This is a genomic window from Microbacterium gallinarum (assembly GCF_014837165.1).
Classification (GTDB): domain Bacteria; phylum Actinomycetota; class Actinomycetes; order Actinomycetales; family Microbacteriaceae; genus Microbacterium; species Microbacterium gallinarum.
Genome location: NZ_JACSPM010000001.1, coordinates 391,044 through 405,724 on the forward strand (window position 1 = coordinate 391,044; position 14,681 = coordinate 405,724).

Consider the following 14,681-nt stretch of genomic DNA (forward strand, 5'->3'; position numbering starts at 1 on the left):
GGCACGCGCAGCCCGCCGCACCACCGCAGGCGTCAACGTTTGTTGACACCCCTCCGGCTCGTCAACTATTGTTGACGAGGGATGCCCGCTCTCGAGGCATCCCTCCCCGAAGGAGACCCGTGAGCGGCGACGACCTGCGCATCCTCATCGGCTCGGCTCCCGAGCGCGAGCCCATCGCCGAGCTGCACCGGCTCGCCGACGTGCGCCGCGAGCTGGCCCGCGCCGAAGAGGTGCAGGTGCGCAAGGCCCGCAACCTGGGCTACTCCTGGCAGGCGATCGCCGGCGCCCTGGGCGTGACGAAGCAGGCCGTCCACAGGAAGTACGGTCGAAGGTGACCCCCACGCACGAACGAGGTACCGCCATGCCCTCCGCCGAACCCGACGACGCGCCCGCCCCGGCACCCACTCCCGCACCGACCCGTGGCCGACCTGGACGCGGCCGGCGGGCGAAGGACGACGGCCCGCGCGCGACCTTCGGCCAGCTGCTCCCGTTCCTCTTCGAGCACAAGCGCACGCTCGTCGTGGTCGCGGTGCTGAGCGTTCTGAGCGCGGTGGCGATGCTCGCGCAGCCGCTGCTCGTCGGCCTGGTGATCGAGCGGGTGCAGAACAGCGTCCCGCTCGGGATGCTGCTGTGGGCCCTCGTCGGATTCGTCATCGCCGCCTCGCTCATCTCGGGCTGGCAGCACTACCTGCTGCAGCGCACCGGCACCGCCGTCGTCTACTCGAGCCGACGCCAGCTCATCGCGCGCATCTTCCACCTGCCCGTCAGCGAGTTCGACGCCCGCCGCACGGGCGACCTCGTCTCGCGCGTCGGCAGCGACACGACGCTGCTCTACGCGGTGCTCACCCAGGGGCTCGCCGACGCGATCGGCAACGCGCTGCTCTTCGTCGGCGCCCTCATCGCGATGGCCCTCATCGACTGGGTACTGCTGGTGCTGATCGTGCTCGTGATCGGGGTCTCGGTGCTCGCGGTCACGGCGCTGAGCGGACGCATCCGCACCGCCTCCACCGAGCAGCAGGAGAAGGTCGGCGAACTGGCGTCCGGTGTGGAGCGCGCCGTCGGCTCGATCCGCACCGTCCGCGCCGCGGGCGCGACGGAGCGGGAGGTCGCAGCGGTCACCGAGCGCGCGACCGAGGCCTACGGGGTCGGCGTGCGCATCGCGAAGGTGTCGGCGCTGGTCGTGCCGATCGCCGGCATCGCCCTCCAGGTCTCGCTCCTGGTCGTCATCGGGCTCGGCGGCTACCGTGTCGCGTCCGGCGCGATCGGCATCGCCAGCCTCGTGACCTTCATCATGTTCCTCTTCATGCTGATCGCGCCGCTCGGCTCGTTCTTCGGCGCGATCACCTCGGTCAACCAGGCGCTGGGCGCGCTGGGGCGCATCCAGGAGGTGCTCGACCTGCCCACCGAGTCGCAGGACGACGAAGCCCTCGCCCGCGCGATCGAGCGGTCGCCGGATGCCGCGACCCCCACCGACGCCCCGGCGATCGAGTTCCGCGACGTGCGCTTCCGCTACCCCGAGGCCGTCGTGGCCGCGCGCCGCGAAGCCGAGACCGAGGCTCTCGCGGTGCTCGAGAGCGCGCACGTCGATACCCGCGCGATCGTGCGCGACGACGCATCCCTCGACGAAGTGGAGGACTCGGATGCCGCAGCCGAGGTGCTGCGCGGGGTCTCGTTCTCGGTGCCCCGCGGCGCCCGCGTGGCGCTCGTCGGTCCATCGGGCGCGGGCAAGAGCACGACGCTGGCGCTCATCGAGCGCTTCTACGACCCGACCGGCGGAGCGATCCTGCTCGAGGGGACGGACGTGCGCGCCCTCGACCGCACGGAACTGCGGGCCCGGCTCGGCTACGTGGAGCAGGACGCGCCAACCCTCGCCGGAACCATCGGCGACAACCTGCGCCTCGCCTCGCCCGATGCGACGGACGAGGAGTGCGACGCGGTGCTGCGCGCGGTGAACCTCGGCGAGGTGCTCGACCGCAATCCCCTGGGACTGGACGCTCCCGTCGGCGAGAGCGGCGTGATGCTGTCGGGCGGCGAGCGCCAGCGCCTGGCGATCGCCCGCGCGCTGCTGGCCGCGCCGCCGATCCTGCTGCTCGACGAATCGACCTCGTCGCTCGACGGCCTGAACGAGCAGCGCATGCGCGAGGCGATCGACGCGGTCGCCGCCGGCCGCACGCTCATCGTGATCGCGCACCGGCTGTCGACCGTCGTGGACAGCGACCACATCGTCGTGATGGAGCACGGCCGCGTGGTGGGAGAGGGCACGCACTCCGAGCTCGTCGCCTCGACACCGCTCTACCGCGACCTCGCGAAGCACCAGCTCCTGGTGTGACCTGACTCGGGCTCCCGGACAGGCGGATGCCCCGGCCCGCCGCACAGGCGCGGGACCGGGGCATCCTCCAAGACCGCTCAGGCGCGTTGCAGGCGGTACCGCAGTGCGGCGAGCTCGGCCCACAGCGGCGCCGGCACTCGGCCGTCGAACGTGCGGTAGAACTCCTCGGTCAGGTCGGCCTCGTGCAGCCACAGGGCGGGGTCGATCGCGAACAGCTCGTCGAGGTCGGCCTGCGGCACGTCGATGCCGTCGAGGTCGAGGTCCTCGGGGCGCGGCAGGCGGCCGATCGGGCTCTCGACGGCACCCACCTCGTTGTCGAGGCGACGGATGATCCAGTCGATGACGCGCGAGTTGTCGCCGAAGCCCGGCCACAGGAACCGGCCGTCCGTTCCCTTGCGGAACCAGTTGACCTGGAAGATCCGCGGAGCGCGGTCGAAGCGCAGCTTCTGCCCGACCTTCAGCCAGTGGCCGAAGTAGTCCGCCATGTTGTAGCCGCAGAACGGCAGCATCGCGAACGGGTCGCGCCGCAGCTCGCCGACGGTGCCTTCAGCGGCCGCGGTGCGCTCGGACGAGATGTTGGAGCCGAGGAAGACGCCGTGCGTCCAGTCGGTGGCTTCGACGACGAGCGGCACGTTCGTGGCGCGGCGACCGCCGAAGAGGATCGCGTCGAGGGGCACGCCCTCGGGCGCGTCCCAGTCGGGGGCGATCTGCGGGCACTGGGCCGCCGCGACGGTGAAGCGCGAGTTCGGGTGGGCGGCGGGGCGACCGGATGCCGGCGTCCAGGGGTTGCCCTCCCAGTCGATGAGCTCGGCCGGCGCCTCGTCGGTGAGTCCCTCCCACCACACGTCGCCGTCCGGGCGGAGCGCGACGTTGGTGAAGATCGTGTTGCCCCACAGCGTCTCGACCGCGGTGACGTTGGTCGACTCGCCGGTTCCCGGCGCGACACCGAAGAAGCCGGCCTCGGGGTTGATGGCCCACAGGCGGCCGTCCTCTCCGGGACGCAGCCATGCGATGTCGTCGCCGAGCGTCTCGACGCGCCAGCCGGGGATCGTCGGACGCAGCATCGCGAGATTGGTCTTGCCGCACGCCGACGGGAACGCCGCGGCCAGGTGGTACGCGCGGCCGGCCGGATCGATGACGCGGATGAGCAGCATGTGCTCGGCGAGCCAGCCCTCGTTGCGGCCGATCACCGAGGCGATGCGCAGCGCGAAGCACTTCTTGGCCAGGATCGCGTTGCCGCCGTAGCCGGAGCCGTACGACCACACCTCGAGCGTGTCGGGGAAGTGGACGATGTACTTCTCGTCGTTGCACGGCCACGCGACATCGGCCTCGCCGGCTTCGAGCGGGGCGCCGACCGAGTGGACGGTCTTCACCCACGGAGCCCCGCCGGCGATCTCGCGGAGCACCTCGGTGCCGACACGCGTCATGATCTCGATCGAGGCGACGGCGTACGCGCTGTCGGTGATCTGCACGCCGATGTGCGAGAGCGGGCCGCCGACGGCGCCCATCGAGAAGGGGACGACGTACATCGTCCGACCACGCATCGACCCGTCGAACAGCGGGGTGATGGTCGCACGGATCTCGTCGGGGGCCGCCCAGTTGTTCGTGGGACCCGCGTCCTCCTCGCGCTCCGAGGCGATGAAGGTGCGCGCCTCGGTGCGGGCGACGTCGCTGGGGTGCGACCGCGCCAGGTACGAGCCCGGCCGCCACTCGGGGTTGAGCTTGATCAGCTTGCCTTCATCGACCATCTCGCGCAGGAGCGTGTCGTTCTCGGCGCGGCTGCCGTCGACCCAGTGAACCCGGTCGGGCTTGGTCAGCGCAGTGATCTCGTCCACCCACGCCACCAGCTCGGCCATTCCCGGCCCCTGGATGGTGGGCAGCTGACCGTAGGTGCGGCTCACAGCATCAGGGCGTGCGGCGCTCGAACCTTCGGGCCGGGTGAAGATGTCGGCAAGGGCCATGGGGTCGCTCCTCTTCGATGAGACGTTCAGAACTGAGGTCTTCCTCTACTTTCGTTGCATTGCATGACGTCTTCGCGCCGTTGGTCGCGTCAAGACTTACGATTCTTTCGCTATCATCAAGGAATGCCCCCTAGCGCTCTCGAACTGTCGACCCTGGGCCACCGCATCCGTCATCAGCGCATCTCGCACGGCTTCACACTCGATGAGCTGGGCGAGCGCGTCGGCGTCGCCGGCAGTCAGCTCAGCTTGATCGAGAACGGCAAGCGCGAGCCCAAGCTCTCCCTGCTTCAGGCGATCGCCACGGCGACCGGCGTCGAGGTCGGCGATCTGCTGTCGACCGAGCCCCCGAACCGGCGGGCCGCGCTCGAGATCGAGCTGGAGCGCGCGCAGGCGAGCTCGGTGTTCCGTCAGCTCGGCATCGCGCCGGTGAAGGTCTCCAAGGGCATGGCAGACGACACGATCGAGTCGATCCTCGGCCTCCACCGCGAGCTGCAGCGTCGCGAGCGCGAAGCGATCGCGACTCCCGAGGAGGCGCGTCGCGCGAACACCGAGCTGCGCCTCAAGATGCGCGACCTCGACAACTACCGCCCCGACATCGAGAAGCTCGCCGAGAAGCAGCTCAAGGCCGCCGGGCACGTGTCGGGCGCCCTCACGCATCGCACTGTCAGCATCATGGCCGAGAAGCTCGGCTTCGAGCTGATCTATGTGAACGATCTCCCCCATTCGGCGCGCTCGGTCACCGACCTCGAGCACGGCCGCATCTACCTTCCACCGGCATCCATCCCCGGCGGCCACGGTCTGCGCTCGATGGCGCTGCAGGCGATGGCTCACCGCCTGCTCGGTCACAAGCGCCCCACCGACTACGCCGACTTCCTGCAGCAGCGCCTCGAGATCAACTACTACGCGGCGTGCTGCCTCATGCCCGAGACGGCGTCGGTCGCGTTCCTTCAGCAGGCGAAGAAGGACCGCAACCTGGCGGTCGAGGACTTCCGCGACGCGTTCGGTGTGACCCACGAGGCGGCGGGCATGCGCCTGACCAACCTCGCGACGCAGCACCTCGGCATCCGGCTGCACTTCCTCCGCGTCGACGGTTCGGGCGCCATCACGCGCGTGTACGAGAACGACGACCTGCCCCTGCCGGCCGACGTCACGGGCGCCGTCGACGGGCAGATCGCGTGCCGCAGGTTCTCGGCACGGGCGGCGTTCTCGGAGCAGAACCGCACGACCGAGCACTACCAGTACACCGACACCCCGGCAGGCACCTACTGGTGCTCCACGCAGACCGGCACCACGTCCGAGGGCGAGTTCTCGATCACCGTCGGCGTCCCGTTCGATGACGCCCGGTGGTTCCGCGGCCGCGAGACGCAGAAGCGGGCGACGTCGACCTGCCCCGACGAGTCGTGCTGCCGCAGGCCCGCCGCCGACGTCGCCGAGCGCTGGGCCGGCAAAGCCTGGCCGAGCGCGCGCGTGCACATGCAGATGTTCTCGCCGCTCCCCCGCGGCACGTTCCCCGGCGTCGACGACAACGAGGTCTACGCGTTCCTCGAGCGCCACGCCTGACCGGCGTCGTCTGAGACGCGGGTCGTGGCGGCGGATGTCGCGCCGGCGGCGTAGCCTCGAGTGGTGACCCCGGAACTCGCCGCCCGCATCGTCGCGGACTCCCGCGACCGGGTGGCCTGGGTTCGGGCGCGATCGCGCGGAATCACGGCGACGGATGTCGCGGCCCTGACCTCCGAGCGGGCCATCGCGCGCGCCGCCGACGCCAAGCTGATGGGGTCGGGTTTCTCGGGCAACGCCTACACCGCCCACGGGCGCGCGCGCGAGCCCGAGATCGCGGCGTGGGTCGCGGCGACGCACGGCATCCGGCCGTCGTCGGCGCTGTTCCACGCGGTGGTCGAGAAGCGTCACCTCGCGACGCCCGACGGCATCGGCGTCGACGCGGGCGGGCGCGTCACCCTCAGCGAGATCAAGACGACGAACAAGCCGTGGCGCAGCATCCCCCGCTCGTATCTTCGTCAGGTCTGGTGGCAGCAGCATGTGCTCGGCGCAGAGCGCACCCTCGTCGCGTGGGAGCAGCACGACGGCTTCGTGCCCGTCGACGACGAGCCGCGGTGCGCCTGGGTCGACCGCGACGAGGCGGAGATCGCCAAGCTGGTGAAGCTGGCGACGGCCCTCATCGACGAGCTCTACCACCGCACGACCACGACGCGCCCTCCGGTGGGAGAACGGATGCCGCAGCCCCCGGCTCCGCGACAGCCGTTCCGCGCCCTCGCTCTGGCCGACTAGCGCCGCCGGCGCTTCGCCCGCATCTCAGCGCAGGGTCGTGATCGTCCTGGCCGCGGCATCCCACACGCGCAGACCGACCGCCTCGCCGACGACGTGCCCGGCCTCGATCGTGGCGAGCACCGACGCCACGTCGGCGGACGGAACGCTGCGCGCCAGGGTGACATGCGGCGTCCAGCGGCCGACGGATGTGTTGGCGTACCGCGGGGGTGGTGCGCCCAGCCGGTCTGCGATCTCCCGATGAAGCGCCAGGAGCGCGCCGGACACGACCACGTGCCGCGCCACGACGACCCCGCGCCGTCGAGGGAAGAGCAGGATCCCGCTCAGTTCGAGCGGCAGCGGCAGGCGCTCCTCCGCCCCGCGGACGACCCCGGCCACGAGCTCGTCGCGGACCGCCAGCGTGATGTGAGGACGGTTGCTCGGGGACGGGTTGCGACCCGAGTTCGGCAGTTCCGCACGCTCCAGTCGCGCCCAGTCATCGCGGACGGCGGCCTCGATCGCGGCATCCGGAACCAACTCGACGCTGAACATGCTCCCATCCTCTCCGTCCCGTCTCACACGCCAGGGAATAGTTGACGCTTGTCAACGATTCAGTCTATAGTTGACTCTTATCAACTGTTGACCTCTGTCAACCATTCGCGGCCGCCCGCCGCGCCCACTTCCGCCTCTTCCGCTCCACAAGAAGGACTCTCCATGGCAGCTTCCGCCGCGACCGGATCGGTCGCCACCGCCCCCGGCGCACCTGACGCCGACGATGCGCGCCGGCACCGCCGCATCCTGCAGGCGCTCACGGGCCTGCTGCTCGGCATGTTCGTGTCGATGCTGGCATCGACGGTCGTCTCGACCTCGCTCCCCGTCATCGTCCACGACCTGGGCGGCGACCAGGCGGCGTTCACCTGGGTCGTCACCGCCACGCTGCTGACCACGGCGATCTCGACACCGATCTGGGGGAAGCTCGCCGATCTCTTCAATCGCAAGCTGCTCATCCAGCTCTCGATCGTGATCTTCGTCGTGGCCACGGCGGCCGCCGGATTCTCGCAGGACCCGGGTACGCTCATCGCGTTCCGCGCGGTGCAGGGCATCGGCGCGGGCGGTCTCGCAGCGCTCAGCCAGATCATCATGGCCGACATCATCAGCCCGCGTGAGCGCGGCCGCTACATGGGCCTCTTCGGCGCCGTCATGGCTGTCGCGACCGTCGGCGGGCCCCTGCTCGGCGGCTTCATCACCGACACGATCGACTGGCGCTGGAACTTCTACATCGCCGTGCCGTTCGCGGTCGCCGCGCTCATCATGCTCCAGCGCACGCTGCACCTGCCCGCTCGCCCGAAGACCAGGGCGCGCATCGACTACTTCGGCATCGTGCTGCTGTCGACCGCCGTCTCACTGGTGCTCATCTGGGTCACCAACGCCGGCTCGGACTACGGCTGGTGGAGCACCGAGACGATCCTCATGGTCGGCGGCGCCCTCCTGGCCGCAGTCGCCTTCGTCATCGTCGAGCTGCGCTCGAAGGAGCCGCTCATCCCGCTGACCCTGTTCCGCGACCGCACCTTCACGCTCGCCGTGATCGCGTCGATCTCGATCGGCATCGCGATGTTCGGCACGTCGGTCTACCTCAGCCAGTACATGCAGCTCGCACGCGGCGCGACCCCCACCGAGGCCGGCCTCATGACCATTCCGATGATCGCGGGCCTGCTGATCGCCTCCATCGTCATCGGCGGTCTCGTCACCCGTCACGGCCACTGGAAGCCGTACCTCATCGTCGGCGGCGTTCTGCTGATCGCCGGGTCGTACCTGCTGTCGACGATCCACTACGACACCCACTTCGCGCTCGTGTCGCTCTACATGTTCCTGCTCGGCTCGGGCGTCGGCATGACGATGCAGAACCTGGTGCTCATCGTGCAGAACACCTCGAAGCCCAGTGAGATCGGCGTCGCCAGCTCGGGAGTCGCGTTCTTCCGCAGCCTCGGCGGCACGGTGGGCGTCTCGGTCATGGGCGCGGCCCTCGCGACGTCGGCCACCGACCTCTTCGGCGTGCGCAAGGAAGAGATCGGCGCCGCCATCGCGAAGCTCGGCGAGAAGGGCGCGGCCATCGCGGAGCAGCTCCAGTCGGGCACCATCCCGCAGGTGTCGGCACTGCCCGAGTCGATCCGCGTGATCGTCGAGGACATCTACGCACAGGCGATCGCCCACTCGTTCCTCATCGCCGTTCCGCTGGCCGTGATCAGCCTCATCGCGATCGTCTTCCTGCCCAACATCCCGCTGAACCGCATGACCACCAGCGAGCGCGCGGCGGCGAGCGAGGCAGACCTCGCCACGATCACGACGGCGGAGGGCATGTCGGCTCTGGAGGCGACGGCAGCAGAGGAGAGGACGGATGCCGCGACCCGCGGCCCGGCAGAGAACACCGAGGCGCCCGCGGACGAGGCATCCGCCCGCCGCCGCTAATGTCGATCACGATGACCGACGACGAGACCCGAGAGGCGCGCACCGAGGCCGTGCGCGCCCTCGAGGCGGAGTTCGGCGAGCTGATCAACCGGTTCCGGCGATTCATCTCCGAGAACGCGAGCCGCGTCAGCCCCGGCATGCTTCCCGGGGCATACAAGGTGTTCACGACGATCGTGCGCCGCGAGTCGATCACGCTGTCAGCGCTCGCGGAGAGCCTCATGGCCGACAAAGGCCAGATCAGCCGGACAGTCCGCGAGCTCGAGCAGCTCGGCCTCATCCAGCGCACGCCCGACCCCGACGACGGGCGCTCGAGCCTGCTCTCGCCTACTGCCGAGGGTCTGACGCGTCTCGCCGAGGCGCGGGCGCCGCAGGAGCGGTCGCTCATGGCCGCGCTCGAGGCGTGGGATCTCGACGACATCCGCAACCTGTCGCGTCTGCTGCACGCGCTGACGGCGGGCGAGACGCCCGACGAGTCGCCCGCATCCTGACATCGTCTCGGCGGGGTTTCTCGGCGTGGTAGCACCCGCGTAACACGGGCGAGACAATCTCGCGCTTGACTGGCGTGACCGCGGCCGCGAGTGCCGCCGACGACGATGTAGCGCGGAAGGGGGCGTCCGATGAGATTCCGGCCGCTGCGATCAGCCACAGCCTCCGATGCCGAACGGGTGGCCGTCACCGCTCCACCCGCCACCATGAACGCCGTGGTGTTCGATGCGCCCGGCGAGCCGGAGGCGCTGCGCCTCGCGCAGGCTGCCGTGCCCTCGCCGGTGATCAGCGAGCTCCTCGTTCGCATCGTCGCCGCAGGGGTCAACCCCATCGACGCGAAGACGCGGCGCGGTGCCGGGGTGTCGGCGCAGATCCCCGGTTACCCCTCGACCCTGGGCTTCGACTTCAGCGGCGTCGTGGTGAAGAGCCCCTACGAGGCTCACCCGCTCGCACCGGGCACACCCGTCTTCGGCATGGCGGCCTTCCCGCGGTCCGGAGGGACCTATGGCGAGTACGCCGTTGTGCCCTCCCTCTCCGTCGCCCGCAAGCCGGCCTCGCTCTCGCACGTCGAGGCGGCGGGTGTGCCGCTGGCCGCCCTCACCGCATGGGGGCTCATCGTCGAGACGGCGCATGCGCACGAGGGACAGCGCATCCTGATCCACGCCGGCGGCGGCGGAGTGGGGCATTTCGCCGTGCAGTTCGCCGCGTACTTCGGGGCGCATGTGACCGCGACCGCGTCGGGACGCAACGCGGCATGGCTGCGCGAACTCGGCGCGGCGGTCGTCATCGACCACACGACCACCCGATTCGAGGAGGTCATCGCCGACGTCGATGTGGTGATCGATCTGATCGGCAACGTGCACGGTGGCACCGGCAGCCGGTCGCTCGCCGTGCTGCGGCCCGGCGGGCTGTACGTCGTCGTCGCGACCGGCTCGTGGCCGGAGTATCGCGAGGCCGCCGAGGCGGCGGGCGTGCGGTCGACGAGCTACAAGGTCATCCCCGACGGCGGCACGCTCGCGACGGTCGCGCGGCTGCTCGACTCCGGGGCCGTGCAGGTCTACATCGATCGGGTCTTCCCGCTCGACGAGGCGGCCGCGGCGCACCGCATGCTCGAGGAGGGCCACACCCGCGGCAAGATCGTGCTGCGCGTCAGCGACGACTGAGCGGGCGCGGCCGGCGCAGTCGCGACCGGGCTCAGGCCGGGCGGAGCACCCGCCTGCCCTCCGAGACGATCTCGTCCGCGATGGCGTCGAGGAGCGGCGAGCGCAGATTCCACTGCTGCCAGTGCAGGGCCACATCGACCGGACGCCCGCCGAGACGCACCAGCTCACCGCTCGCGAGCGGCTCGTGGGACTGGAAGGTCGGCAGCAGCGCCCAGCCGAGGCCGAGGCGCACGGCGGTGGCGAAGTCGTTCGACGCGGGCACGTAGTGGCGCGGCGGCAGCGCCGGATCGATCCCCTCCGCCGCCAGCCACTCCCTCTGCAGGTCGTCGCGTCGGTCGAAGTCGACGACCGGGGCGGTCTCGAGAGCGGCCCGCCGGTCGCCCCCGAGCCAGCGCTCGACGAACGCGGGGGTCGCCACAGCCTCGTACCGCATCGCGCCGAGGCCGCTCACGCGGCATCCCGCCACCGGCGTCGCCCGCGACGTGACAGCCCCCATCACGGTGCCCGACTCGAGGAGTCCAGCCGTGAAGTCCTGGTCGTCGCGGTGCAGTTCGAAGACGACGGGGTGCCGCCGCGACAGGCGCGTGAGCGGCTCGAGGAACCAGGTGGCCAAGGAGTCCGCGTTCACCGCGAGCGGCACCGATGTGCGGCCGTCGGCGGCCGGGTCGGCTCCGAGCTCGGCGAGCGTGTCGTGCTCGAGCAGCGCCGCCTGCCGTGCCAGGCGGATGACCGCCATCCCCGCCTCTGTCGCGCGCACCGGCTTCGAGCGCACGAGCACCACCTGCCCCAGCTGCTCCTCCAGCGCCTTGATCCGCTGGCTCACCGCGGACGGCGTGACGTGCAGCCGCCGGGCGGCGGCATCGAGCGTGCCCTCGTCCACGACAGCGGCGACGGTCTCGGCCAGGTCGAACGGAATTCTCACATCAGCCAGGCTAATGCACCTGAAGAATGATGAGCTGGACTGAAGATCGGTCTGCGCCTAGCGTCGAAGCGTGCTCACCTCCGTCCTCGCGGGCTTCGGCCTCGGCCTGTCGCTCATCATCGCGATCGGCGCGCAGAACCTCTTCGTGCTGCGCCAGGGTCTGCGGCGTGAGCACGTCTTCGTCGTCGCGGCGATCTGCGCGGCATCCGATGCCCTCCTCATCGCACTCGGCGTCTCGGGCGTCGGGCTCGTGCTGCAGGCGGTGCCGTGGCTCGTCGACGTCGTTCGCTGGGCCGGCGCGACGTTCCTCGTCGTGTACGGACTGCTCGCCGCGCGGCGCGCGTGGCGCGGATCCGACCAGGGCCTCGACGCATCCGTCGAGACCGACTCCGCACCACCTGCCGGCAGCACCAGCCGGGCCGGCACCTCCACCCGCACCCGCCTGCTGCCGGTCGTGCTGACCTGCCTCGCGCTGACGTGGCTGAACCCCCACGTCTACCTCGACACGGTCTTCCTGCTGGGCACGGTCGCGAGCACCCATGGCGATCAGCGCTGGCTCTTCGCGGCCGGTGCTATGGCCGCGAGCGTCGTCTGGTTCTTCGGACTCGCCTTCGGCGCGCGCTACCTCGGGCGCTGGCTGTCGACGCCGCGCGCGTGGCGGATCCTCGACGCCGTGATCGCGGTGGTGATGATCGGTCTCGGCGTGAGCCTCGTCCTCCCCCACTGACCTCGGCGAGCTCAGCCGTCGATCTGGTCCCGCCGGGCGCCGACGAGCAGCCGCACCACGTCGTCGGGCAGCGGATGCTCGGGCTGGAACCGGATCGTGCCCTTGTCGAGTCCGATCCCGGGGTGATCGGCGAGTGCACCGGCGACCGCGCTCACTGCGTCGGGGCTGAACGGGTAGACGCCGATGTGCTTCTTCGCGCGCATGACCGAGATGAGGGGCTTGCCCCGGTAGACGAGCGCAGGCATGCCGTAGCCGAGGCCCTGCTCCGCGTCGGGCACCACGTCACGCGCGAGGTCGTACACGTGCGCGATCGCTCCCCGGTCGGCGGGGTCGAGCGCGGAGAGCAGGTCGTCGACGGTTCCCATGCAGGCATCCTGTCATCGACCGCTCGCGATCGGCACCCCGCCCGCGGCACGATGGAGGGCATGAAGCGCGTTCACGTCGTCGTGCGCGGCGAGGTCCAGGGTGTCGGCTATCGCTACACGCTGCGCATGATCGCGCGCGGGTCGGGCGTCACCGGCTGGGTGCGCAACCGCACCGACGGCTCCGTCGAGGCGGAGGTCGAGGGCACCGCCGACCAGGTCGACGAGGTGCTCGCGTGGATGGCCGAGGGCCCGCCCGGGTCTCGGGTGACGGAGGCGACGGTGACGGATGCCGCGCCCTCCGGCGACGAGACCTTCGAGGTCCGCGCGACCGGCTGACCCGGGTCATTTCCCTTCGCCCCCCGTGGTTCGGTGTCCACGGACGCGGGTTCGGCAGCCGTCCCAACCCGGCATCTGTGGACACCGAACCCAGGGGGGGTCAGTCGTCGAAGGGGCGCAGGATCCGGTCGATGAACCGGCGCGTGCGCACGTGCTGCGGATGGGTGAAGAGGTCCTTCGGAGCGCCGCGCTCGAGGATCACGCCGTCGTCGAAGAACAGCACCTCGTCGGCGACCTGCCGGGCGAACGCGAGCTCGTGGGTGACGATGACCATCGTCCAGCCCTCCTCGGCGAGCTCCTTCAGGACCAGCAGCACCTCGCCGACCAGCTCGGAGTCCAGCGCGCTCGTCGGCTCGTCGAACAGCAGCAGCGACGGCTGCAGCGCGAGGGCGCGGACGATCCCGACCCGCTGCTGCTGGCCGCCCGAGAGCTGGAACGGGAAGGCATCCCGCTTGTCGCTGAGCCCGACCCGGTCGAGGAGCGCCTCGGCCCGCGCCATCGCCTCGGCCTTCGGGACCTTGTGCGCATGCACCGGGCCCTCGATCACGTTCTGCAGCACCGTTCGGTGCGGGAAGAGGTTGTGGTGCTGGAACACCATCGCCGAGCGGTCGCGCAGCTGGGTGCGGGTGGCCTTCGGCACCGGCGACGTGAAGTCCACGCTCGGACCGTCGGCGAACTCGAGCCTTCCGCGGTCGGGCGTCTCCAGCCCGTTCAGCGAGCGGAGCACCGTGGTCTTGCCCGAGCCGCTCGGCCCGATGAGCGCGACGACCTCGCCGCGACGCACCTCGAAGTCCACGCCATGCAGCACGGTGTTCGCGCCGAAGCTCTTGGTGAGGCCGCTGACCTGCAGCAGCGGCCGGTCGTCGGCAGGAGCCGGTGGAGCGAGCGCGTCGCCATCGGGGACGTCAGTGGGCGACATAGCGGTCGAGCCTCCTCTCCAGCGCGTTCTGCCCGGCCGACAGCACGAGGCAGAACATCCAGTAGATCAGAGCCGCCTCGAGGTAGATGATCATGAACTCGTATGTGAACGCGGCGATCTGCTGAGCACGGCGGAAGAGCTCCGTCACCAGGATGAGCGACGCGAGCGAGGTGTCCTTCACGAGCGAGATGAACGTGTTCGACAGGGGCGGCACCGAGACGCGCGTCGCCTGCGGCAGGACGATGCGCGTCAGGGTCTGCGCCTGCGAGAACCCGACGGTGTGCCCCGCCTCCCATTGGCCCTTCGGCACCGAGAGGATCGCGGCTCGGATGATCTCGGCCGCGTAGCCGCCCACGTTCAGCGAGAACGCGATGATCGCCGCGGGCCACGGATCGATGATCAGGCCGATCGACGGCAGACCGTAGAAGATCACGAACAGCTGCACCAGCAGCGGCGACCCGCGGATGACGGAGATGTAGAACCGCGCGATCCCCGACAGCACCGGGTTCGGCGACAGACGAAGCAGCGCCACACCCAGCGCGATCACGAGCCCGAGGGCGAACGACAGCACCGCGAGCGGGATCGTCGCCGTGAGGCCTGCCAGCAGGAGCGGCCAGAACGAGTCGACGATGAGCGTCCACGTGTCGTCGCCGCTGTCGCCGACACCGGCCGGCACGACGGCCGGCGCACTCGTCAGGCGAGACCAGACATCATCCATGGATGGTCCTTCCGACCGGGCGGCGGC

General features: G+C 70.5%; 15 protein-coding genes. 9 read left to right on the plus strand and 6 right to left on the minus strand.

Annotated features, from left to right (window positions below; genetic code table 11):
* The first annotated feature begins 119 nt into the window (after positions 1–119).
* Both H9622_RS01800 and H9622_RS01805 read left to right on the plus strand, forming a co-directional pair.
* Entirely contained in the window at positions 120–335 is a 216-nt protein-coding gene (locus H9622_RS01800; protein WP_241112440.1) for an AsnC family protein, read from the plus strand.
* A gap of 26 nt (positions 336–361) precedes the next feature.
* Entirely contained in the window at positions 362–2,329 is a 1,968-nt protein-coding gene (locus H9622_RS01805) for an ABC transporter ATP-binding protein (RefSeq protein ID WP_191763684.1), read from the plus strand.
* Positions 2,330–2,406: 77 nt separating this feature from the next.
* On the opposite strand, the gene H9622_RS01810 is transcribed toward H9622_RS01805, so the two are convergent.
* The gene (locus H9622_RS01810; protein ID WP_191763686.1) at positions 2,407–4,290 is read right to left on the minus strand and encodes a phosphoenolpyruvate carboxykinase (GTP); all 1,884 of its coding nucleotides are present in this window, start codon (positions 4,288–4,290) and stop codon (positions 2,407–2,409) included.
* Between the two features lie 123 nt (positions 4,291–4,413).
* On the opposite strand from H9622_RS01810, the gene H9622_RS01815 reads away from it, so the two are divergent.
* Both H9622_RS01815 and H9622_RS01820 read left to right on the plus strand, forming a co-directional pair.
* A complete protein-coding gene (locus H9622_RS01815) occupies positions 4,414–5,850 on the plus strand; it encodes an XRE family transcriptional regulator (RefSeq protein ID WP_191763688.1) in 1,437 nt (478 codons plus the stop codon).
* Between the two features lie 63 nt (positions 5,851–5,913).
* Positions 5,914–6,576 carry a YqaJ viral recombinase family protein gene (locus tag H9622_RS01820; RefSeq protein WP_191763690.1) on the plus strand — a complete coding sequence of 221 codons (663 nt, stop codon included), beginning with the start codon at positions 5,914–5,916 and terminating at the stop codon, positions 6,574–6,576.
* Between the two features lie 24 nt (positions 6,577–6,600).
* Here H9622_RS01820 and H9622_RS01825 read toward each other — a convergent pair whose 3' ends face one another.
* Positions 6,601–7,104 (minus strand): 2'-5' RNA ligase family protein, encoded by a 504-nt coding sequence (locus tag H9622_RS01825; RefSeq protein ID WP_191763692.1) that lies wholly within the window; start codon positions 7,102–7,104, stop codon positions 6,601–6,603.
* A gap of 162 nt (positions 7,105–7,266) precedes the next feature.
* Here H9622_RS01825 and H9622_RS01830 point away from each other — a divergent pair, with 162 nt between their 5' ends.
* From H9622_RS01830 to H9622_RS01840, 3 genes are all read left to right on the plus strand, one after another.
* Complete coding sequence (locus H9622_RS01830) at positions 7,267–9,018, plus strand: MDR family MFS transporter (RefSeq protein WP_191763694.1); 1,752 nt, start codon at positions 7,267–7,269, stop codon at positions 9,016–9,018.
* An 11-nt stretch (positions 9,019–9,029) separates the two neighbouring features.
* Positions 9,030–9,506, plus strand: a complete 477-nt coding sequence (locus tag H9622_RS01835) for a MarR family winged helix-turn-helix transcriptional regulator (RefSeq protein WP_225221522.1) — start codon at positions 9,030–9,032, stop codon at positions 9,504–9,506.
* 129 nt (positions 9,507–9,635) lie between these two features.
* On the plus strand, positions 9,636–10,667 hold the full coding sequence (locus tag H9622_RS01840) for an NADP-dependent oxidoreductase (protein ID WP_191763698.1): 1,032 nt from the start codon (positions 9,636–9,638) through the stop codon (positions 10,665–10,667).
* Between the two features lie 31 nt (positions 10,668–10,698).
* Here H9622_RS01840 and H9622_RS01845 read toward each other — a convergent pair whose 3' ends face one another.
* Complete coding sequence (locus tag H9622_RS01845) at positions 10,699–11,589, minus strand: LysR family transcriptional regulator ArgP (RefSeq protein ID WP_191763700.1); 891 nt, start codon at positions 11,587–11,589, stop codon at positions 10,699–10,701.
* A 70-nt stretch (positions 11,590–11,659) separates the two neighbouring features.
* Between H9622_RS01845 and lysE the strand changes: the two genes are divergently transcribed.
* On the plus strand, positions 11,660–12,316 hold the full coding sequence (gene lysE, locus H9622_RS01850) for an L-lysine exporter (protein ID WP_191763702.1): 657 nt from the start codon (positions 11,660–11,662) through the stop codon (positions 12,314–12,316).
* Positions 12,317–12,327: 11 nt separating this feature from the next.
* On the opposite strand, the gene H9622_RS01855 is transcribed toward lysE, so the two are convergent.
* Positions 12,328–12,681: an iron chaperone gene (locus H9622_RS01855; RefSeq protein ID WP_191763704.1), complete on the minus strand. Its 354-nt coding sequence runs from the start codon at positions 12,679–12,681 to the stop codon at positions 12,328–12,330.
* A gap of 60 nt (positions 12,682–12,741) precedes the next feature.
* Here H9622_RS01855 and H9622_RS01860 point away from each other — a divergent pair, with 60 nt between their 5' ends.
* Positions 12,742–13,017, plus strand: a complete 276-nt coding sequence (locus H9622_RS01860) for an acylphosphatase (RefSeq protein WP_191763706.1) — start codon at positions 12,742–12,744, stop codon at positions 13,015–13,017.
* 100 nt (positions 13,018–13,117) lie between these two features.
* Here the strand turns inward: H9622_RS01860 and H9622_RS01865 are convergent, their stop codons facing one another.
* Both H9622_RS01865 and H9622_RS01870 read right to left on the minus strand, forming a co-directional pair.
* Positions 13,118–13,936, minus strand: a complete 819-nt coding sequence (locus H9622_RS01865) for an amino acid ABC transporter ATP-binding protein (RefSeq protein ID WP_318246997.1) — start codon at positions 13,934–13,936, stop codon at positions 13,118–13,120.
* Positions 13,923–14,654, minus strand: a complete 732-nt coding sequence (locus tag H9622_RS01870) for an amino acid ABC transporter permease (RefSeq protein WP_191763708.1) — start codon at positions 14,652–14,654, stop codon at positions 13,923–13,925. The genes H9622_RS01865 and H9622_RS01870 overlap by 14 nt, the downstream gene beginning before the upstream one ends.
* Positions 14,655–14,681 lie beyond the last annotated feature (27 nt).

Excerpts from the sequence above, each read along its gene's own strand:
- H9622_RS01805 (WP_191763684.1), top strand. The coding sequence starts at position 362 with ATGCCCTCCGCCGAACCCGACGACGCGCCCGCCCCGGCACCCACTCCC.
- H9622_RS01810 (WP_191763686.1), bottom strand. The coding sequence starts at position 4,290 with ATGGCCCTTGCCGACATCTTCACCCGGCCCGAAGGTTCGAGCGCCGCA.
- H9622_RS01815 (WP_191763688.1), top strand. The coding sequence starts at position 4,414 with ATGCCCCCTAGCGCTCTCGAACTGTCGACCCTGGGCCACCGCATCCGT.
- H9622_RS01825 (WP_191763692.1), bottom strand. The coding sequence starts at position 7,104 with ATGTTCAGCGTCGAGTTGGTTCCGGATGCCGCGATCGAGGCCGCCGTC.
- H9622_RS01830 (WP_191763694.1), top strand. The coding sequence starts at position 7,267 with ATGGCAGCTTCCGCCGCGACCGGATCGGTCGCCACCGCCCCCGGCGCA.
- H9622_RS01835 (WP_225221522.1), top strand. The coding sequence starts at position 9,030 with ATGACCGACGACGAGACCCGAGAGGCGCGCACCGAGGCCGTGCGCGCC.
- H9622_RS01840 (WP_191763698.1), top strand. The coding sequence starts at position 9,636 with ATGAGATTCCGGCCGCTGCGATCAGCCACAGCCTCCGATGCCGAACGG.
- H9622_RS01855 (WP_191763704.1), bottom strand. The coding sequence starts at position 12,681 with ATGGGAACCGTCGACGACCTGCTCTCCGCGCTCGACCCCGCCGACCGG.
- H9622_RS01860 (WP_191763706.1), top strand. The coding sequence starts at position 12,742 with ATGAAGCGCGTTCACGTCGTCGTGCGCGGCGAGGTCCAGGGTGTCGGC.
- H9622_RS01865 (WP_318246997.1), bottom strand. The coding sequence starts at position 13,936 with ATGTCGCCCACTGACGTCCCCGATGGCGACGCGCTCGCTCCACCGGCT.
- H9622_RS01870 (WP_191763708.1), bottom strand. The coding sequence starts at position 14,654 with ATGGATGATGTCTGGTCTCGCCTGACGAGTGCGCCGGCCGTCGTGCCG.